The sequence below is a fragment of the Halomonas sp. LC1 genome, assembly GCF_030247125.1.
GTDB lineage: Bacteria > Pseudomonadota > Gammaproteobacteria > Pseudomonadales > Halomonadaceae > Vreelandella.
Window position 1 is genome coordinate 170,856 of the sequence record NZ_JASSPG010000007.1, and the last position, 18,836, is coordinate 189,691.

The following is an 18,836-nucleotide window of genomic DNA, read 5'->3' on the forward strand; positions in this document are numbered from 1 at the left end:
ATTTGCCTGCTGCGCCTTCGTCAGCGCCGCTGATTGTAATAGAAATTGCCCTGAAACACTTGTAGAGGTCACCCTTCGCCATGACGCCCCAACCGCCAAAGAGCATTCTTAGCCGTATCAAAGGGCTCAACCCACGCCAGCAAGAAGCGGTGCGCTACATCGATGGCCCTTGCCTGGTACTGGCGGGCGCGGGGTCGGGCAAAACCAGCGTCATCACCACCAAGATTGCCTACCTCGTGCAAGAGTGTGGCATGAGCGCACGCAAAATTGCCGCGGTGACCTTTACCAACAAGGCCGCTCGGGAGATGAAAGAGCGGGTGGGCCAGATGCTAAAGGGCAAAGAGGGCCACGGGCTGACGGTCTCTACGTTCCACAACCTGGGGCTCAATATCATTCGCGGCGAGCTGAAAACCCTGGGCTACAAGCCGGGGTTTTCGCTGTTCGACCCGGAAGATGCCAAGGCGCTGCTGCGGGATTTGATGAACAAGGATGCCCAGGTCGATGCCGAGCAGATCAACGCCGTGCAGGCCAAAATTTCGACCTGGAAAAACGACCTGGTGCTGCCAGGGGATGCGCTCTCGTTCGCGGCCGACGATGACGAGCACTTCGCCGCCCGCGTCTATGAAGCCTATGTTCGTCACCTGAAAGCCTACAACGCGGTGGATTTCGACGACCTGATTCTGCTGCCGGTGGTGCTCTTACAGCGCGACCCAGAGGCGCTAGCCCGCTGGCGGCGTAAAATCCACTACATGCTGGTGGATGAGTATCAGGACACCAACGTCTCCCAGTATCTGCTGGTAAAGCTGCTGATGGCGGAACGCGCCACCTTTACCGTGGTAGGCGACGACGACCAGTCGATTTACGCGTGGCGGGGCGCGCGGCCAGAAAACTTGGTTACGCTGGGGGAGGATTTCCCTCGTTTGAAAGTCATCAAACTGGAGCAGAACTACCGCTCCACCGGCACTATCCTGCGCGCCGCCAACACGCTGATTGCTAACAACCCCCACGTCTACGACAAAACCCTGTGGTCGGATATGGGCGACGGCGCGCCGATTCGCGTGGTGGTGAATCGTCATGAAGAGGCTGAAGCTGAACGGGTCGCTAGCGAAATGCTCACCCGGCGCATTAAAGAAAAAGCCGAATGGCGCGATTTTGCGGTGCTCTACCGGGGCAACTTCCAGGCACGGCTGCTTGAGCTAAAGCTGCAGCACTACCAAATTCCGTACAAGCTCTCCGGCGGCACATCGTTTTTCTCTCGTAACGAGATCAAAGACGCCATGGCGTACCTGCGCCTGCTGATTAATCCCGCCGACGACAACGCCTTTTTGCGCATCGTCAACGTGCCCCGCCGCGAAATTGGCCCCGGCACGCTGGAGAAGCTCGCCAACTATGCCACTGAGCGCTCGATTTCGCTTTTCGCCGCCTGCCATGAATTAGGGCTCGAGCAAACCCTACCTACCCGCGCCGTGGAGCGGTTATCACGTTTTACCCACTTTATCGATGGCGTGCGCAAACGGATGGACCAGGGCGATGCCATTGCCGCGATCCGCGACATGCTGCGGGATATGGATTACGAAGCGTGGCTCTACCAAAACGCCAGCGCCCCTACTATTGCCGAGCGGCGCATGGCCAACGTGTGGATATTGATTGATCAGTTGGAGAAGTCGCTGAACCGCGACCCGGAAGACGCGACAGATTCCACCGAAACAGAAACCGACGGGGTGGAAGTGGCCATTTCGCGCCTAGTGCTGCGGGATATTCTCGAACAGCAGGCAGAGGAGGATGACTCGGATCGGGTTCAGCTGCTCACCATGCACGCCTCCAAAGGGTTGGAGTTCCCCCATGTGTATCTGATGGGCCTGGAAGAGGATTTGCTGCCCCACCGCAACGCCATCGAGATGGATACCGTGGAGGAGGAGCGCCGCTTGGCCTACGTGGGTATTACCCGCGCACGGCGTACGCTAACGCTGACGCTGGCCCGCCAGCGCAAGGCGTATGGCGAACTGATGGACTGCCAACCCAGCCGCTTTTTGGATGAGCTGCCCGCGGATGATTTGGAGTGGGAGGGCCGCGCCGATAAAGAAGACCCGGAGAAAAAGCAGGCACGCGGTAAAGATGCGATTGCCGGGCTGCGCTCGCTGCTGGGATAAGCGGGCAGGGCAAGCGAGATGTATCGCACAAAAAAATACCCACAGGGGGTTTGGAGCGCCCACCTGTGGATAGTTTATAACGCTTGGCTTACCCGCCCATGAGGGCGGGCCGCTCGCCTTTACTGTGCTTGCGAGACCATGTAATCCACCACGGCCATAATCTCTTCATCGGAAGCGCTGCTGCCACCACGCGGCGGCATCACGCCTTTACCGTTGAAGACGCTTTGGTAGAGTGCGTCAGTACCCTGCTCAATACGCGGGCCCCAGGCTTCCGCATCGCCCAGCTTCGGTGCACCGGCAACACCAGCACCGTGGCACGCCGCACAGCCAACGCTGGCGTAGAGTGCTTCACCGTCTAAACCGCTGTCACCACCGGCAGCTTCTTCTTCATTGGCGGCGGCGGCTTCGCTCGCAGACTCTTCTTCTGCAGCGTCGTCGGCTGCTGCTGCCATGTCGTCGCTCGCGCCCTCTTCAGAGGCTTCTGCTGCGGCTTCTTCTTCACCGCCCCCTAGCTCAGGCACTTCCATGACAGGCTCGACCATATAGGCAACCGCAGCTTCCATCTCTTCATCAGAGAGGTTGGGGTTGCCGCCACGGGCAGGCATCGCGCCAATACCGTTAATGGCGTGGTCTAGCAGGGTGGCAAAGCCTTGCTCGGTACGCTCGGCCCAAGCGGCTTCGTCACCGCGTACCGGCGCACCGGCCGCGCCGGTTTCGTGGCACGCCATACAGACGTTGTTGTAGATACCCTCGCCATCTACTTCACCATCACCGCCACTGCTAGAAGCCGCGGGGGCTGCTGCCGTGCCGCAGTCTTGGCCTTGAAGGCAGAGTTGTCCTACCGGCGCTAGGCGCTCAGCGATTGCGTCACGCGCTGCATCTTGGGCATAAGCACCGGATGTGCCTGCCATGACGCCGAGGGCCGCCAGCCCGCTCATGATCAGCTTAGATTTCACTCTCACCACCTCTTGAGTTTTATGTAGTAAACGCGTTGCGCTTCAAAACGAGTGCGTCCGTTTTTTGCTTATGCTGGATACCTAGCGCTTGGAGACACCGCTCTTACCGGGGTGCGGCCGTGCCACTTCCGATGGACGCTGCCACCGGGGCACCGAAACGCCAAGACATACGTATAGAGTTAGTATACCGAGAACATAAAGGGTAAGAAAATGCTACTAAGCGCGGCAATTCAACCCACGGCCGCAATACGCGGGTCGAAAGCCCGTTTCAGTACCAACCCAGGAGGCGCTCACGTCCCAGCGATTCGAAGCCCGCCTGGTCGTATACCCGCCTAGCTGGCGTGTTCTGCGCATCTACCGTCAAACTGAGGTAGTGTGCCCCTGATTGAGCAGCCAAGGTTTGCGCATGGCGAACGATGGCTCGTCCTAATCCTCGCCCCCGCCAGTCGGGCAGCAACCCCATCAGTTGCAGGCTCCAGTGCGAAGAAAGGGTAGCGAGCAGCAATACTCCTACCGGCTTTTCTTGGTGTTCCAACCAATACCAGTGCGGCGGGTGAGCCGATGCCGCTTGGGCTTGGAACCCCGCTAGCAGCGTCTTCACCGGCAGCGCGTCGCGCAGCGCCGGGCAGTCCAACGACGCTTCCCCTACTCGCGCCAACAGCGCATGCTGCTCGGCCAGGGGTAACGTCGTGAACGGGCGTAATCCTAGCGATGCCTGGGGAGCAACGGGGGGTTGGCACGTCCATACACGATGCTCCAACGTAGCCATGGCCCGCATCCCCCCATTGACTAACACGTCCTCCCACGCGGCCCACGGCGCAGGTAGCGCCACATGGCAAAGCGTGATGGGCTGGCGATGTACCCACCCTTGCAAGGCACTCAGCAGCGGTGGGACAGCAGCGTCGTTGTGCCGGGGGAGCCATAGCTGCGCCGTGTGGTTCGCCAGCGGCTGCACCCAGGCGACCGCGCGTATGTGTTCGTCTTCCATCGCGACCCACAGGCCGCGCCAAGCGTCCGCACTGGCCGTGGTGAGGGCATGTTGCAACCCAGCCTGAAGGGCAGGATCGTGGACGGCGGCCAGATGCAGCAGGGCTTCACGCCGCCGGTGCTCTGGACAGGGCTGAACGACAATGTGGCTGAGTAACGAACAACGTGTCATGTTAGATAACCGGGTAATTTGAAAAAGCCCCTATGCGTCAAGGAGGGTTCATCCCACGTTATGCGCCTCTTATTAGTAGAAGACGACCCCAGCTTAGCATCGGGAATTCGCATCGCCCTAAAACCCGAACACTATACGGTGGATCATCTTACCGATGGAGATGCGGCGCTTAGTGCTCTTCAAAGCGAACCCTTCGATGCAGTGATTTTGGACCTCGGTTTACCTCACGTGGACGGCATGGACGTGTTACGGACGATTAGGCGCCTGGGCAGCCAAGTGCCCATTTTAGTGCTCACTGCCCGTGACGCCGTGGACCATCGCATCGAAGGGCTCGATGCGGGGGCCGATGATTACCTCACCAAACCATTTGAGGTGGATGAACTCAAGGCGCGTTTACGTGCCCTGCTGCGTCGTAGCCAAGGTCAAACCAACGGCGTGCTCAAATTTCGTGGTATTAGCCTGGACCCTCAAACGCTGATCGTGACGTACCAGCACCAGACGGTTCCCCTCTCACGCCGTGAGCTCGCGCTTCTGCAAGAGTTCATGAGCCATCCTGGACGTGTCTTTACCCGCGATACGCTCACACGGTTGATTTATGGATGGGAAGAGGATGTCGAGAGCAATGCCATCGAGGTCCATATCCACCATTTACGGCGTAAGCTGTTTCCCGATGTGGTGCGAACGGTACGAGGAATCGGCTACGTCATGGATAAACCCGAGCAGGCCGCGCCATGACATCCATTCGCCGCCGCACGTTAGGCCTCGTCCTGCTCGTCTTTGGCATTAGCATGCTGATCATTGGCTACATTAGCTACCGCTATGCCGCGCGCGAAATCGAAGCGTTGCACGATAGGAGCTTAGCGCAAAACGCCGCGTTGTTAGAGGGACTACTGCAAGCCCCGCTGCCTGCGCACGATCAGTCGTTGCTTATTAAAAGCCTGGAAACGGCGCTCTCAGCCCCCAATCAGCGTGCTGCAACGCCTCTAGACGGCAGCCTACGTGAACTGGCCTTTCAACTCTGGGAAGAGGACCGTTTGCTGCTACGCTCTGCCAGCGGACCCAGCACGCCACTGGTGCAGCAACCCGTTGGCTACTCGACGCTGACGGTGGATGAGTACGCTTGGCGCGTCTATGTGCTCGACGTACCTGGCAGCACCCAACGCGTGGTGGTCAGCGAGCGCGCAGACGTGCGCGGTGAGCTGATCAGCGCCGTGGCGCTGCGTACCCTGCTGCCCGATTTGATTGGGCTACCCTTTTTGACGCTGCTGCTATGGTGGTCCATTGGCTGGGGGCTGGCCCCCCTGTCTCGCATGGCAGAGCAGATCCGTAACCGCGACCCGCACAATCTAAAACCGTTACCGCTCTACCCGCTGCCTCAAGAGCTGGGCACCATTGCGGGGGCGTTGAACCGGCTGCTGGAGCGGCTGCGGCAACTGCGCGTGCGCGAAAAACGCTTCATTGCCGACGCCGCCCACGAGCTGCGCACTCCGCTGGCCGTGCTGGATCTTCACGCCCAAAATGCGCTGGCGGCCGAGAACGCCGAAGATCGTGAAGAGTCGCTTCATCACCTGCGCAGCGGCGTCGCCCGCTCGACGCGGCTGGTCTCCCAACTGCTGACGCTGGCCCGCCTCGACCCCGAAGAGGAGCCGCTGCCTGAGCTGCGCTACGCCAACATGCTGCTGGAAACCCAGGAGACACTGGCAAAGCTCTCGCCGCTGGCCGCCGAGCGCCAGCAGCAGTTACTGCTCACTGCCGATGACCACGCCGATTGGCGTATGGAAGAGGAGCCTGGTGCCATTGAAACCTTGGTACAGAACTTGGTCGGCAACGCCCTTCAGCATGCTCCCGAGCAGAGCACCATTACCGTGACCCTCGAAACCGCCCCGCAAAGCATTACGCTGATAGTGGACGACCAAGGCCCCGGCATCCCTGCCGAAGAGCGCAGCCGGGTGATCGAGCGCTTTCAGCGAGCGGGCCCAGGTGCCGGTGCGGGGCTGGGGTTATCCATCGTTGAACGTCTGGTCAAACGCCATGAGGGCCAATTGCACTTGGAGGACGCCCCGGGCCGCGGCCTGCGCGTTCGAGCAGTATTGGCAAGAGAAGCGCTGACACTGCGCCATGCGAAAGAATGAGAAAAAATGTAACGTCGGCAGACTCTTAAGATTGTGATAAGAATTCCGTGCAAATGTGAAGGTACAGAGCAGGCGCGTAGTGAATGACCTGCTTCTTCACAACCACGGAGGTACCCCACGATGAACCAATCCCTGCACTCCCATAAGCCGCTCGTTCAGTTTGGTGCTACCCCGCTACTCACGACCCCGGCACCCAAGCAGCTCACTCCCGACAGCCCGGCCATGTCGGTACTCACCGACTTTACCCACGTCATGCCGCAATCCATCGCGGGCGACACGCCCATCGATGAGGCTCATTTGAAAATGCGTCATGGCGGTATCCGCCTGCTGTTCGTGATGGACAAACAGTCTCACTGCGTGGGCGTGCTCACCGCGAAAGAGGTCATCGGCACCCGGCGCATCAACCTGGCCATGCAGCAGCGCAATTTGGAGCGCTCCGAAGTGACGGCCGCGATGATCATGACGCCTTGGGAGAAACTCAGCGCCATGCCGCTGGAGCAGCTCGCCTCGCTCACCATCGAAGACCTCGTGCTCTCGATGGAAAGCTTTACCGAACAGCACCTGCTGATCACCGAACGCAAGCCGAACGAGGAGCTGAGCGTGAGAGGCATCATCTCCGCCACCGATATTCAAACGGTGATGGGAAGTCGAATCCCAGCCAAGCTTCCAACGACAGTGGTCCCCATGGCTCGCAGCTTCGCCGATATCTGCCAGGTGATTACCGGACACGACCTGTAACCCTCGCAAGGCACATTACCCGTCAGAATTTGATCGCTTTATTACACAAACGCCCCTTATCGAACCGATAAGGGGCGTTTTTTGCCTAGCCATATGGCTAGGCAAACGTCCAAACGACGCTTAGAACAGGTTGGCGTTGATCAGCAGATGCGCTGCAATGCTGGCGGCGTAGCCCAACAAAATGGCGGGCACCCAACGCAGATGGACCGCGAAGGTGTAGATGCCTCGAGCTTGGCCCATCAGCGCCACCCCGGCAGCAGACCCCATGGAGAGCAGGCTGCCCCCCACACCTGCCGTCAGAGTAATCAGCAGCCAGTTGCCTTCCGACATATCCGGGGCCATGGAGAGCACCGCGAACATCACCGGGATGTTATCCACCACCGCTGAAATCAGCCCCAGCACGACGTTGGCCCAAACCGGGTCCCAGCCGCCGTAGAGCGTCTCTGACAGCAAGCTCAGGTAGCCCATGAACCCAAGGCCACCGACGCACATCACGACCCCGTAGAAGAACAGCAGCGTGTCCCATTCGGAGCGGGCAATTTTGCTGAAGATATCGAACGGCACCACGCTGCCTAACTGCTCGAGCTTCTTCCAGTCGCCTCGGCGTGAGTAACGCTCACGTTTGCGCTCCAGCGAGCGGGGCAGACTGCGACGCAGGTAATAGCCAAAGAATTGCAGCAGGCCTAGACCAAACATCATGCCCATGGCGGGCGGTAAGTACAGAATCGAGTGGCACAGCACCGAGATCGCCACGGTGATCAAGAACAGAACGATGATGCGCCGGGCACCACGCTTCAACCACACGTTTTCGATCAGCGCAGCGGGCTGACGATTGACGATGAAGAAGTTCATGATCACCGCAGGCACCATGAAATTCACGATCGCGGGTACCAACAGCGCGAAGAAACCTTCGAACGGCACCTGACCGGCCTGCCATACCATCAGCGTGGTGATATCGCCAAACGGACTGAACGCACCACCCGCGTTGGAGGCCACTACCACGTTCACGCAGCACAGGCCGATGAACTTGTTATCCCCCTCGGCCACCTTCAGCACCACGGCACACATCAGCATGGCGGTGGTCATGTTGTTGGCGATGGACGAAATACCGAAGGCCAAACAGCCGGTAATCCAGAACAGGCTGCGGTAGCTAAACCCCTTACGCACCAGCCACGCGCGCAGTGCATCGAACACGCGACGCTCTTCCATGGCATTGATATAGGTCATCGCCACCAGCAGGAACAGCAGCAGCTCGGTGTACTCGAGCAGTGTCTCCTTGAAGGCGCTCTCTGCCTCATGGGGCATACCCGCCTGCACGTAGACCCACGCCACCATGGCCCAGATCAGGCCAGCGGCCACCAGCACGGGCTTGGATTTACGCATGTGGATGATTTCTTCACTCATGACCAGGGCATAGGCCAGAATGAAAATAGTGACGGAGGCAATACCGGTCAGGGAGGCGGTGAGATCGAGAGGGCCGGCAGCAGCAAAGGAGAGCGATGGAAAAGCGAATAGGCAGAGTGCGGTCAACAACCAAGCAACGCGGCAAGCAGGATGCCGAGTTGCAAGGGCGTTAGGTGGTTTCATAGCAGCGTGATCCTGGCAGGGTTAGAGAATACCGCCACGATAATAAGCACACTAACTATGTGCTGCAACGCAGCGATGGCGCATAAGATGCGGCCATTTGCCGCATCTTGTAAAGCGCTTTATTCATCCAATTGCAATTATTTGTGACGCACCGATCATTCGACGGTCACGCTCTTGGCAAGGTTACGCGGCTGGTCCACATCGGTGCCTTTCAAGACCGCGACATGGTAGCTCAGCAGCTGTAGCGGCAAGGTGTAGAGCAGAGGAGCCAGCGCTTCGTGGACGTCTGGCAGCTCCAGTACGCGAATGTCGTCTTGGGGGCTGATGCCTACCTTGTGGTCGGCAAACACGAACAGTTGCCCCCCTCGGGCGCGTACTTCCTGGAGATTGGATTTCAGCTTTTCCAGCAGGTCATCGTTGGGGGCTACCGAGATGACCGGCATCTCGCTATCCACCAGCGCCAGCGGGCCGTGTTTTAGCTCGCCAGCCGGGTAGGCCTCGGCATGGATGTAGGAGATCTCCTTGAGCTTCAGTGCGCCTTCTAGAGCAATCGGGTAGTGCGCTCCACGCCCCAGGAACAGCGCATGATGCTTTTCAGCGAACGCCTGGGAAAGCGCTTCGATTTGCCGGTCGAGCCCCAGCACCTGCTGACAGATCGCGGGCAGCGTCTGCAGGGCACGAATGATCTCTGGCTGCTCGGGCTGGCCCTTCGCTTTGCTGACGGACAGCGTCAGCAGCATCAGCGCAATCAACTGGGTAGTGAAGGCTTTGGTCGAGGCCACGCCGATTTCGGGGCCTGCGCGGGTCATCAGCGACATGTCCGACTCCCGCACCAAGGAGCTGCCGGGTACGTTGCAGATCGCCAGCGAGCCAACATACCCCAGCGTCTTGGCAAAGCGCAGCGCCGCCAGCGTATCGGCGGTCTCCCCGGACTGAGAGAGCGTTACGAACAGCGTGCCTTCCGGCACGACCGGATGACGGTAGCGATACTCGGACGCCACCTCGACCTGTACCGGAACCCCGGCGTAGCGCTCCAGCCAATAACGCGCGACCAAGCCGGCATGATAGCTGGTGCCACAAGCGATGATATGCACCTGGCGCGTCTTCTGAAACAACGCCTGGGCGTCCGGTCCAAAGCTTTCGACCAGCACGCTGCTAGCGCTTAGCCGTCCTTCCAGGGCGGCTTCGATGACCTTGGGCTGCTCGAAAATCTCTTTGAGCATGTAGTGACGATAGTCACCTTTGCTGGCCGCACCGTCGCCGTGTTCGAACGTTTGCACGGGGCGCTCGACCGGGTTGCCTTGCCGGTCGACGATGCGAAGGGTGCCGCCCTCACGAAGCTCGACCACGTCGCCCTCTTCCAGGTAGATAAAGCGATCGGTGACCTGCAAAAGCGCCAGCGGATCCGAGGCTAGAAAAGCTTCGTCGATCCCGACCCCGACGACCAGCGGGCTGCCTTGGCGTGCGCCCACCACCACCTCAGGTTCGGCTGCGCTCATCACGCCGAGCGCGTAAGCGCCACCCAGGCCATGCACGATCTCTTGGGTCGCGTCGAACAGCGTCTTCCCCGTGGCGAGTTTTTCCGCCAGCAGGTGGGCGATCACCTCGGTATCGGTGTCCGAGGTGAAAGCATAGCCGCTGCCTTGTAGCGTCTCTTTGATCTGCTCGTAGTTTTCGATGATGCCGTTATGCACCACGGCCACGTGATCGCTACTGTGGTGCGGATGCGCATTGGCCTCGGAGGGTTTGCCGTGGGTGGCCCAGCGGGTGTGGGCGATTCCGCTGTGGCCCGGCAGCGCTTCGGCATCCAACCGCTCGGCCAACGCCGAGACTTTGCCCAAGGCGCGGTGCCGTGTTAAGTCACCGCCGTTCAGCACCGTCATGCCAGAGGAGTCGTAGCCGCGATACTCCAAGCGTTTAAGGCCTTCCAGCAAGATTCCCTGCACATTGCGCTGTGCAACCGCTGCGACGATGCCACACATAACTCTTTCTCCTAGGGCGTTCTCACGCCGTGTTATTCAACGTGTCGATGCACTTATTTAGTCGTTTTCACCGGGCGAGGCCAGTCGGGCTTTTCTAGCTGTCGGCTGCGCGTCACGGCTAGGGCGTGCTCGGCCACGTCTTTGGCGATCGTGGAACCTGCACCGACGGTGGCTCCTTTACCCACCGTGACGGGGGCTACCAACGCGGTATTGGAGCCGATGAAGGCGTTATCGCCTATCTCGGTGCGATGCTTGTTAACACCGTCGTAGTTGCAAGTGATGGTCCCCGCGCCTACGTTCACATCGCGCCCCAAGCGAGCATCACCCACGTAGCTTAAATGATTGATTTTGCTACCTTCACCCACATCGGCATTTTTGGTTTCGACAAAATTACCGATTTTGGCTTTGACCGCCAAGCGCGTGCCGGGACGCAGCCGCGCGTAGGGCCCCACCTGATTCAGGCCCGCCGCCACGGTCGTGTCGATCACGCTATGGCTGTGAATCTCGCTTTCCGCACCTATGGTGCTGTTCTTGATGACGCAGTAGGGGCCGACGCGCACCCCTTCGCCAAGCTCGACATCCCCTTCGAACACGCAACCCACGTCGATGAAGACGTCGTGACCGCAGGTGAGTTTACCGCGCACGTCGATGCGTGCCGGGTCGGCCAAGGCAACGCCTTGGGCCATCAACGTCTCCGCTATCTGCTGCTGATAGGCACGCTCAAGGCGGGCCATTTGCGCACGATTATTGACCCCTTCTACCTCGATAGCCTGCTGCGGCTGCGCGGTGGCCACCTTAATGCCCTCACTGGCCGCCATGGCGATCACATCGGTCAGGTAGTACTCACCCTGGGCATTCTCTGCCGACAGCTGGGGTAGCCAGCGCTTCAATTGGGCGCTGGTCATGGCCATGATGCCGGTGTTGCACTCGGTAATCGCCAACTGCTCGTCGGTAGCATCTTTCTGCTCGACGATCGCCACGGCGTGACCATCGCTATCGCGTACGATACGCCCATAGCCGCTGGGGTCATCCAGCGTGACGGTGAGCAGTCCCATGTGCTGCTCATCCACCTGGGTCAGCAGACTCGCCAGCGTCTCGCGGCGAATCAGCGGCACGTCCCCATACAGTACCAGCACGATGCCGCTGCCCAGTTGAGGCTGCGCCTGAGCGACCGCGTGTCCGGTGCCCTTCTGCTCTTCCTGCAACGCAAACGAGACCTTGAACTCCGCCAGCGCCTCACGCAGCTGGTCGGCACCGTGACCAATCACCACGTGTGTACGGCTAGGGTTCAAGCCATTGGCCGTTTCCAGCACGTGCTGCACCATGGGCTTGCCCGCCAGCGTGTGCAGCACTTTGGGAAGTTGAGAGCGCATCCGTGTGCCTTTGCCCGCCGCAAGGATGACGATATCGAGGTCGTACATGTTATTCACCTGTCTCCGTTTGGCGATTCGCCGTGGGCGCCGCCCAGGGTTCGATGCCCAATTCGTCGATCAGCGCATCACCGAAATAGTTGACGAAGGCCGGACTCGCCAGGCTGCGCCAGCGATCCCCTTCGCGTACTAGCATCAATATATTGAGATTGTTCTCGACGGCCAGCTGCATCCCTTGTTCGCTCCCGACGACGGTGAGTGCCGTGGCCCAGGCATCGGCCCAGGCGTTCGAGGGGTGAAACACCGATACCGACGCCAATTGATGCTTGATGGGCCGCCCGGTTCGCGGGTCCAGAAGATGGGAGAAGCGCTCGCCGTCGACGTCGAAGTAATTGCGATAATCGCCGGAGGTGGCCACCGACATGCCCTCCAGCGCTATCACGTGCTGTGCTTCCGGCACGCCGCTTTGCGGCACTTCGATGCCGATACGCCAGGGCGTCTGCGCGTCGATATCGCGGTAACCGCGGGCAATCAGCCCGCCACCGATATTGACCAGATAGTTGTCGATGCCTTGCTGGTCTAGATACGCCGCTACGCGGTCGGTAGCGTGGCCTTTCGCCACGCCAGAGAGGTCGGCGAAGACATCGCGTAAGCGGCGCGCCTGCATCCGCTGGGTATCGACCTCTACCGCATCGAAGCCAACGGTCGCCAGGCGCTCGCTGAGTTCGGCATCGCTGGGGACTTCCTCGGGCCGCGCTTCGGGGCCGAAGCTCCATAGATTGACGACGTCGCCAATGGTGATGTCGAACGCTCCACCGCTGGCTTCTGCCACCGAGCGGCTAATGGCCATCACTTCGATCAACTCGTTGGAGAGCGGCTGCCACTCGCCAATCGGCGCACCATTGAACGCGACCAGTTCAGAGTCGTCGCGGTAGGTCGACATGGCCTGGTCCACGTCTTCCATCTCGGCCAGGATGCCCTCTTCCAGCGCTTTGGCATCGCCTTGGGTGAGCGGGTCGACCAGCGTCACTTGGTAGTAGGTTCCAAAAATGCCGCCTTCGAAGCGCACTGGCGACTCCAAAGGACGGTCACTCTCCGAGCAGCCTGCCAGTAGCAGCCCGACCAGTGCCACGATCCCCACACGCCCACACGCGGTTTGATAGCCCTTCATCCGATTTCCTTAATTGAACGCGCCGGGTCAGAAGTGAAAAAACCAGAGTAACCAAGCACCAAACAGTACTCGATAGACCACGAACGGCTGCATGCCTAGCTTTCTAATCACCACCAGGAAGTAGTGAATACACAGATAAGCGCTGATACCCGATAACAGCGCCCCTACTAGCATAGCGGGTACGTCGATCAGGTGAGGCGCTTTGAGCAGGTTCACCGCTTCGAGCCCACCGGCCAGCACGATGACGGGAATCGAGAGCAAAAACGAGAAGCGCGCAGCGCCTTCTCGGCTCATGCCGACCATCAGCGCCGCGGTCATGGTGATCCCCGAACGCGACGTCCCGGGAATTAGCGCCAGCACTTGAGCACCGCCGATGATCAGCACGTCTTTCAAGGTCATCTGGTACTCGCTGCGAGTGCCGCGCATTTTCCAGTCGGCGTAGCCTAGCAGTAAACCGAATCCGATCAGGCTAAGGCCGATGATCAGCGTCGAACGCATGTAGCCTGCGATCAGGTCGTGGAGTAAAAAACCGACGATGCACACCGGCAAAGTGGCCACGGTGACCCAAAACGCCAAGCGCGCGTCGTCATCGACGCCGTTGCCTTTGACCGCCGTGAGGCTGCTGGCGATCATTTGCCAAATTTCTTGACGAAAATAGATCACCACGGCGCTCAAACTGCCCAAATGGAGCGCCACATCGAACGCGAGACCTTGATCTTCCCAGCGGGTCAGCACCGGCACCAAAATCAGATGGGCAGAGCTAGAAATCGGTAGGAATTCAGTGAGCCCTTGCACCACCGCCAATACCACCACTTGGAGCCAATCCATAGGTCGTCCTGTCTGTGTTCTGTGTTCGATGTGTCGTTATGAAAGGAGGTTGTCTCACCTGCAGCGGCGCTTAGGATACACATCCCGCCCTGCCTTGTCCGCACCGGCAACGCCTGCGAATTCACAATAGGGTATAGAGCTTGCCCGGCGGTAAGCTACAATGGGCATCTATTGGAAGTGTGCGTCCCTGCAAGGTACCTCATGACTCAGACCGTAGAAACGCCAGTGGTTCCCAACCACGAGCTGGATAGCCAAGAAGCCAAACGCGTGACCTACATCGGCGCTTGGCTAGACGGTTTACTGAGCGTCATCAAAGTGGCCGTGGGCTTTTTGGTCGGCTCGGCCGCGCTCATTGCTGACGGCATTCACTCGCTCTCCGACCTCGTGACCGACGGGTTCGTACTGGCAGCCATTCATTATGGCCGCCAAGAGCCGGATAACGACCACCACTACGGCCATGGCCGTATCGAAACGCTGACCACGCTGCTACTGGGCAGCGTGCTGATTTTCGTGGCTGGGGGCATCGCCTGGTCGAGCCTCGATCGCCTATTCAGTGGCGCAGAGGTCAACGCGCCTGGACTCATCGCCATCGCCATCACCATCTTGGCACTGCTCAGCAAAGAGTGGATTTTCCGCTACACCATGCGCGTGGCAAAGCGGGTGAAGTCCAAACTGCTCGAGGCCAACGCTTGGCATTCGCGCAGCGACGCGCTTTCCACGGCGGTGGTGCTGGTCGCACTGGTAGGCGCGCAATTCGGCCTGGGCTGGCTGGACGCCGTCGCCGCGATCATCGTCGGCCTGCTGGTCGGCAAGGTGGGTTGGGATCTGCTGTGGGAATCCGCCCGCGAGCTGGTCGATACGGCTTTGCCAGAAGATATCCAGCAGCAGATGCACGACGTTGCTTGCAGCGTACCGGGGGTCGACAGCGTTCACGATCTGCGCACCCGCCAATCTGCCGGGTGGGTGATGGTGGATCTGCACGTGGTGGTCGGGCCGAAGATCACCGTGTCAGAAGCCCATGAAATCGGCAACGAAGTGAGCCGTCGCCTGCGCCATGAATTTCCTTTATTGACCGACGTGATTTTCCACGTCGACCCGGAAGATGACGCCGGCGAAGGCGACCCCAGCCGCCTGCCCGGGCTGCCGCTGCGCCCAGAAGTGGAAGCGGCGCTGAACGAGCGCTGGTACCGCCACCCGGTGTGGCGCACGCTGAACGAACTACAGCTGCACTACTTGGACGATAAAGTGTCGGTATCGCTGATCATCGGCGATGCCGTTCACCAGCCGCCTCAGTGCCTAGCGAGCCAGCTCAAGGCGCTGGCCAGCGACATCGAGTGGCTGGGCCATGTGGAAGTCATGTTCATCACCCGTGCTGCCAGCAGCGCCATGCGCTAGGTTCGGCTAGGCGCTGGCCAACACGGCGGTGGCAATGCTGAAATAGATCAGCACCCCCGAGGCGTCGATGAGCGTGGTCACCAGCGGCGCAGACGCGGTGGCCGGGTCCACGTTGAAGCGCTCCAGCACGAACGGTAAACACATGCCGATCAAGCTGCCAAACAGCACGATGGTCACCATGCTGAGCGCGACGATGATGGCCACCGCTTCACCGCCGCGCACGATCCCAATCGGGGCAACGGCAATCGCCATGGTCAGCCCTAATGATCCCGCCACCAACAGCTCACGTCCGAGCATCTTGCTCCAATCCTTTACGCCCACATCGCCGGTGGCCATGCCACGCACCATCAGCGTCGCTGCCTGCGCCCCCGCGTTGCCACCGCTGCCAATCAGTAGCGGTAAGAAGAAGACCAGCGCCACTTGCGCGGCGATGGTGTCCTCGAAATAGGCAATGCCGGCCCCTGAAAAGAGGTTGGCAAACACTAGCAGGACCAGCCAGAACACCCGCTTGCGATAAAGGCTCCACAGCGGTACCCGGCTCACGCCATCCTCTAACTGCCCGATGGACATGCCCTTGTGGATATCTTCGGTGGCCTCCGATTCGGCGACGTCCATGGCGTCATCGTGGGTGACGATGCCCACCATGCGACCATCGGCATCGATCACCGGCAGCGCCAGCAAATCGTAGCGGGCGACGATTCTGGCCACTTCCTCCTGCGCTTTGTCCACGGGCGTTTTGATCACATCCTTGATCATGATGTCGTCGACCATTGCGCCAGGTCGCGCGACCATCAACTGGCGCAGTGACATGGTGCCGATCAGATGGCCGTCGCTATCCAGGACATAGAGCTGATACACCGTTTCTGCATCCGGGGCGGTCTGGCGAACGCGCATCATCGCTTGTGACACCGTCATGCCACTGGCTATGGCCACATAGTCAGAGGTCATGATGGCGCCAGCGGTGCCCTCTTCATAGCTCGCCAGGCGTTTGAGATCCTCACGCTCTTGGTGCGCCATACGACGCAGCAGCGCTTCGCGGCGATCTTCGCCGAGCAAGTTGAACAAGTCCGCCCGCTCATCGGAGCCCATCTCTTCGAGCAGCTTGAGCACCTGGGTATCGGTCAGCTCTCCCACGACTTCGAGCTGGCTCTCTTTGGGCAGGTAGCCCAGCACGTTGGCCGCACGCTCGGCAGAGAGAATCGCCAACACGGCAAGGGCTGCCGACAGCGCGTCGTCCTCCTCGATCAGCTCTTCCAGCACCTCGCCAATATCCGCCGAGCGAATTTCCGCGAGCCGCTCTGCTAGCCGTGCTTTATTCGGCGCGTCTTGGGTCAGCTCTTCCAGCAGCTCGCTTTTTAGGGCTTGTAAGGCTTCTTCGTTGAGTGCCATCGCCATCTCCTTGTGTGCAGACCAGCGCCATACTGATATTCGTCTTCTTTACTATCGGGCAAAAAAAACGCCCCTTGAGCCCAGTGACGGGCTCAAGAGGCGTTTTAGTCACGCAGCGCGTGTCGTTAGCCTTTACCCGCCTTCTTACGCAACTGCTGAATCGTTCGCAGTTGGGCAACGGCTTCGGCGAGTTCAGCGGCAGCGCGGGTATAATCCAGCTCCGCTGACTTCTCGTTAAAGGCTTTCAGCGCCTGCTGACGCGCTTCTTCAGCAGCGGCCTCGTCGAGGTCGCTGGCACGCGCCGCAGCGTCTGCCAGGATCGTCACGACATCTGGCTGAACTTCCATGAAGCCGCCAGAGACAAAGAAGTTCTCTTCCTTGCCATCATCGTGGATCACGCGGATCGGGCCCGGCTGAAGCTCGGTCAGCAGCGGGGCGTGCCCCGGCAAAATGCCGAGGTCACCCATAATCCCGGAAGCAATCACCTGCTCAACCTTACCTGAGAAGATGGATGCTTCTGCGCTGACGATATTGCAAGTGAAGCTATTCGCCATAGCGAATCCCCCTAATGGACGGGATTACTTCTTCATCTGGTTGGCTTTTTCGACAGCTTCGTCGATGGAGCCGACCATGTAGAAGGCCTGTTCCGGCAGATCGTCGTAGTCACCCGCGAGGATGCCCTGGAAGCCACGGATGGTGTCTTTCAGCGACACGTACTTACCGGGCGAGCCAGTGAAGACCTCGGCCACGAAGAACGGCTGCGACAGGAAGCGCTGGATCTTACGCGCACGGGCAACGGCCAGCTTGTCTTCGTCAGACAGCTCGTCCATACCCAGAATCGCGATGATGTCCTTCAGTTCCTTGTAACGCTGCAGAACGTTCTGAACGCCACGCGCCACGTCATAGTGCTCTTCACCGACGACCAGCGGATCCAGCTGACGCGAGGTGGAGTCCAGCGGGTCGATCGCGGGATAGATACCCAGCTCGGCGATGGAGCGTGCCAGTACCACGGTCGCATCCAGGTGCGAGAAGGTGGTGGCCGGCGACGGGTCGGTCAAGTCATCCGCAGGGACGTAAACGGCCTGTACGGAGGTGATAGAACCGGTTTTCGTGGAGGTGATACGCTCCTGCAGAACGCCCATCTCTTCGGCCAGCGTCGGCTGATAACCTACCGCAGACGGCATACGACCCAGCAGGGCGGATACTTCGGTACCGGCCAGGGTGTAACGATAGATGTTATCGACGAACAGCAGAACGTCACGGCCTTCATCACGGAATTTCTCAGCGATGGTCAGACCGGTCAGCGCGACGCGCAGACGGTTGCCGGGCGGCTCGTTCATCTGACCATAGACCAGCGCTACCTTGTCGATAACGTTGGATTCGGTCATTTCATGATAGAAGTCGTTACCCTCACGCGTACGCTCACCAACACCGGCGAATACAGAGTAGCCGCTGTGCTCGGTGGCGATGTTGCGGATAAGCTCCATCATGTTAACGGTTTTACCTACACCCGCACCGCCGAACAGACCGACCTTACCGCCTTTCGCGAAGGGGCACACCAGATCGATGACTTTGATACCGGTTTCCAGCAGCTCGTTAGAGGCTGCCTGATCGGCATAGCTCGGGGCCTTGCGGTGGATCGGCATGCGCTCTTGCTCACCGATCGGGCCAGCTTCATCGATCGGCTCGCCGAGCACGTTCATGATGCGACCCAGCGTTTCCTTACCGACCGGTACGGAAATCGCGGCACCTGTGTTGGTTACGTCCAAGCCACGTTTCAAGCCCTCGGTGGAGCCCATGGCAATGGCGCGTACTACGCCGTCGCCCAGCTGCTGCTGGACTTCGAGGATGGTCTCAACGTTGGAGACCTTCAGCGCGTCGTAGACCTTGGGCACAGAGTCCCGCGGAAACTCTACGTCAATCACCGCGCCGATGATTTGTACGATACGTCCGCTCATCTTGGTTCCTCTCAAAAACCT

The 18,836-nt window shown here is 59.8% G+C and carries 15 protein-coding genes; 5 read left to right on the top strand and 10 right to left on the bottom strand.

Annotated elements, in window-relative coordinates; all coding sequences use genetic code 11:
- The first annotated feature begins 80 nt into the window (after nucleotides 1–80).
- Nucleotides 81–2,150, top strand: a complete 2,070-nt coding sequence (gene rep / locus QIT27_RS12845; RefSeq protein WP_159343625.1) for a DNA helicase Rep — start codon at nucleotides 81–83, stop codon at nucleotides 2,148–2,150.
- Between the two features lie 119 nt (nucleotides 2,151–2,269).
- On the opposite strand, the gene QIT27_RS12850 is transcribed toward rep, so the two are convergent.
- Nucleotides 2,270–3,106: a c-type cytochrome gene (locus QIT27_RS12850; protein ID WP_159343626.1), complete on the bottom strand. Its 837-nt coding sequence runs from the start codon at nucleotides 3,104–3,106 to the stop codon at nucleotides 2,270–2,272.
- Between the two features lie 268 nt (nucleotides 3,107–3,374).
- A complete protein-coding gene (locus QIT27_RS12855) occupies nucleotides 3,375–4,265 on the bottom strand; it encodes a GNAT family N-acetyltransferase (protein WP_159343627.1) in 891 nt (296 codons plus the stop codon).
- Nucleotides 4,266–4,325: 60 nt separating this feature from the next.
- Between QIT27_RS12855 and QIT27_RS12860 the strand changes: the two genes are divergently transcribed.
- The 3 genes from QIT27_RS12860 to QIT27_RS12870 all read left to right on the top strand — a co-directional run bounded on the left by QIT27_RS12860 (nucleotide 4,326) and on the right by QIT27_RS12870 (nucleotide 7,135).
- Nucleotides 4,326–5,000, top strand: coding sequence for a response regulator transcription factor (locus QIT27_RS12860; protein ID WP_159343628.1), 675 nt, complete (start codon nucleotides 4,326–4,328; stop codon nucleotides 4,998–5,000).
- Complete coding sequence (locus QIT27_RS12865; protein WP_159343629.1) at nucleotides 4,997–6,397, top strand: ATP-binding protein; 1,401 nt, start codon at nucleotides 4,997–4,999, stop codon at nucleotides 6,395–6,397. Before QIT27_RS12860 ends, QIT27_RS12865 begins: the two co-directional genes overlap by 4 nt.
- A gap of 120 nt (nucleotides 6,398–6,517) precedes the next feature.
- Nucleotides 6,518–7,135 carry a CBS domain-containing protein gene (locus QIT27_RS12870; protein ID WP_159343630.1) on the top strand — a complete coding sequence of 206 codons (618 nt, stop codon included), beginning with the start codon at nucleotides 6,518–6,520 and terminating at the stop codon, nucleotides 7,133–7,135.
- A 120-nt stretch (nucleotides 7,136–7,255) separates the two neighbouring features.
- On the opposite strand, the gene nhaD is transcribed toward QIT27_RS12870, so the two are convergent.
- The 5 genes from nhaD to QIT27_RS12895 all read right to left on the bottom strand — a co-directional run bounded on the left by nhaD (nucleotide 7,256) and on the right by QIT27_RS12895 (nucleotide 14,073).
- Nucleotides 7,256–8,722, bottom strand: a complete 1,467-nt coding sequence (nhaD, locus tag QIT27_RS12875) for a sodium:proton antiporter NhaD (protein WP_159343631.1) — start codon at nucleotides 8,720–8,722, stop codon at nucleotides 7,256–7,258.
- Between the two features lie 155 nt (nucleotides 8,723–8,877).
- Nucleotides 8,878–10,704 carry a glutamine--fructose-6-phosphate transaminase (isomerizing) gene (glmS, locus tag QIT27_RS12880; protein ID WP_285264074.1) on the bottom strand — a complete coding sequence of 609 codons (1,827 nt, stop codon included), beginning with the start codon at nucleotides 10,702–10,704 and terminating at the stop codon, nucleotides 8,878–8,880.
- A 53-nt stretch (nucleotides 10,705–10,757) separates the two neighbouring features.
- Nucleotides 10,758–12,125: a bifunctional UDP-N-acetylglucosamine diphosphorylase/glucosamine-1-phosphate N-acetyltransferase GlmU gene (gene glmU, locus QIT27_RS12885; RefSeq protein ID WP_285264075.1), complete on the bottom strand. Its 1,368-nt coding sequence runs from the start codon at nucleotides 12,123–12,125 to the stop codon at nucleotides 10,758–10,760.
- A gap of 1 nt (nucleotide 12,126) precedes the next feature.
- Nucleotides 12,127–13,245 (bottom strand): FAD:protein FMN transferase, encoded by a 1,119-nt coding sequence (locus tag QIT27_RS12890; protein WP_159343634.1) that lies wholly within the window; start codon nucleotides 13,243–13,245, stop codon nucleotides 12,127–12,129.
- A 27-nt stretch (nucleotides 13,246–13,272) separates the two neighbouring features.
- The gene (locus QIT27_RS12895) at nucleotides 13,273–14,073 is read right to left on the bottom strand and encodes an undecaprenyl-diphosphate phosphatase (RefSeq protein ID WP_285264076.1); all 801 of its coding nucleotides are present in this window, start codon (nucleotides 14,071–14,073) and stop codon (nucleotides 13,273–13,275) included.
- 201 nt (nucleotides 14,074–14,274) lie between these two features.
- Between QIT27_RS12895 and QIT27_RS12900 the strand changes: the two genes are divergently transcribed.
- Nucleotides 14,275–15,468: a cation diffusion facilitator family transporter gene (locus QIT27_RS12900; protein WP_159343636.1), complete on the top strand. Its 1,194-nt coding sequence runs from the start codon at nucleotides 14,275–14,277 to the stop codon at nucleotides 15,466–15,468.
- A 6-nt stretch (nucleotides 15,469–15,474) separates the two neighbouring features.
- Here the strand turns inward: QIT27_RS12900 and mgtE are convergent, their stop codons facing one another.
- The 3 genes from mgtE to atpD all read right to left on the bottom strand — a co-directional run bounded on the left by mgtE (nucleotide 15,475) and on the right by atpD (nucleotide 18,815).
- Nucleotides 15,475–16,857 (bottom strand): magnesium transporter, encoded by a 1,383-nt coding sequence (mgtE, locus tag QIT27_RS12905; protein WP_159343637.1) that lies wholly within the window; start codon nucleotides 16,855–16,857, stop codon nucleotides 15,475–15,477.
- A gap of 125 nt (nucleotides 16,858–16,982) precedes the next feature.
- Nucleotides 16,983–17,411, bottom strand: a complete 429-nt coding sequence (locus QIT27_RS12910; protein ID WP_044628606.1) for a F0F1 ATP synthase subunit epsilon — start codon at nucleotides 17,409–17,411, stop codon at nucleotides 16,983–16,985.
- A gap of 24 nt (nucleotides 17,412–17,435) precedes the next feature.
- Entirely contained in the window at nucleotides 17,436–18,815 is a 1,380-nt protein-coding gene (gene atpD / locus QIT27_RS12915; RefSeq protein WP_062361064.1) for a F0F1 ATP synthase subunit beta, read from the bottom strand.
- Nucleotides 18,816–18,836: the final 21 nt, after the last annotated feature.

What these genes read in the sequence shown, in the direction of transcription:
- QIT27_RS12870 (WP_159343630.1), top strand. Translation starts at nt 6,518, where the DNA reads ATGAACCAATCCCTGCACTCCCATAAGCCGCTCGTTCAGTTTGGTGCT.
- QIT27_RS12890 (WP_159343634.1), bottom strand. Translation starts at nt 13,245, where the DNA reads ATGAAGGGCTATCAAACCGCGTGTGGGCGTGTGGGGATCGTGGCACTG.
- QIT27_RS12895 (WP_285264076.1), bottom strand. Translation starts at nt 14,073, where the DNA reads ATGGATTGGCTCCAAGTGGTGGTATTGGCGGTGGTGCAAGGGCTCACT.
- glmS (WP_285264074.1), bottom strand. Translation starts at nt 10,704, where the DNA reads ATGTGTGGCATCGTCGCAGCGGTTGCACAGCGCAATGTGCAGGGAATC.
- QIT27_RS12910 (WP_044628606.1), bottom strand. Translation starts at nt 17,411, where the DNA reads ATGGCGAATAGCTTCACTTGCAATATCGTCAGCGCAGAAGCATCCATC.
- rep (WP_159343625.1), top strand. Translation starts at nt 81, where the DNA reads ATGACGCCCCAACCGCCAAAGAGCATTCTTAGCCGTATCAAAGGGCTC.
- QIT27_RS12865 (WP_159343629.1), top strand. Translation starts at nt 4,997, where the DNA reads ATGACATCCATTCGCCGCCGCACGTTAGGCCTCGTCCTGCTCGTCTTT.
- QIT27_RS12900 (WP_159343636.1), top strand. Translation starts at nt 14,275, where the DNA reads ATGACTCAGACCGTAGAAACGCCAGTGGTTCCCAACCACGAGCTGGAT.
- QIT27_RS12855 (WP_159343627.1), bottom strand. Translation starts at nt 4,265, where the DNA reads ATGACACGTTGTTCGTTACTCAGCCACATTGTCGTTCAGCCCTGTCCA.
- QIT27_RS12860 (WP_159343628.1), top strand. Translation starts at nt 4,326, where the DNA reads ATGCGCCTCTTATTAGTAGAAGACGACCCCAGCTTAGCATCGGGAATT.
- nhaD (WP_159343631.1), bottom strand. Translation starts at nt 8,722, where the DNA reads ATGAAACCACCTAACGCCCTTGCAACTCGGCATCCTGCTTGCCGCGTT.
- mgtE (WP_159343637.1), bottom strand. Translation starts at nt 16,857, where the DNA reads ATGGCACTCAACGAAGAAGCCTTACAAGCCCTAAAAAGCGAGCTGCTG.
- glmU (WP_285264075.1), bottom strand. Translation starts at nt 12,125, where the DNA reads ATGTACGACCTCGATATCGTCATCCTTGCGGCGGGCAAAGGCACACGG.
- atpD (WP_062361064.1), bottom strand. Translation starts at nt 18,815, where the DNA reads ATGAGCGGACGTATCGTACAAATCATCGGCGCGGTGATTGACGTAGAG.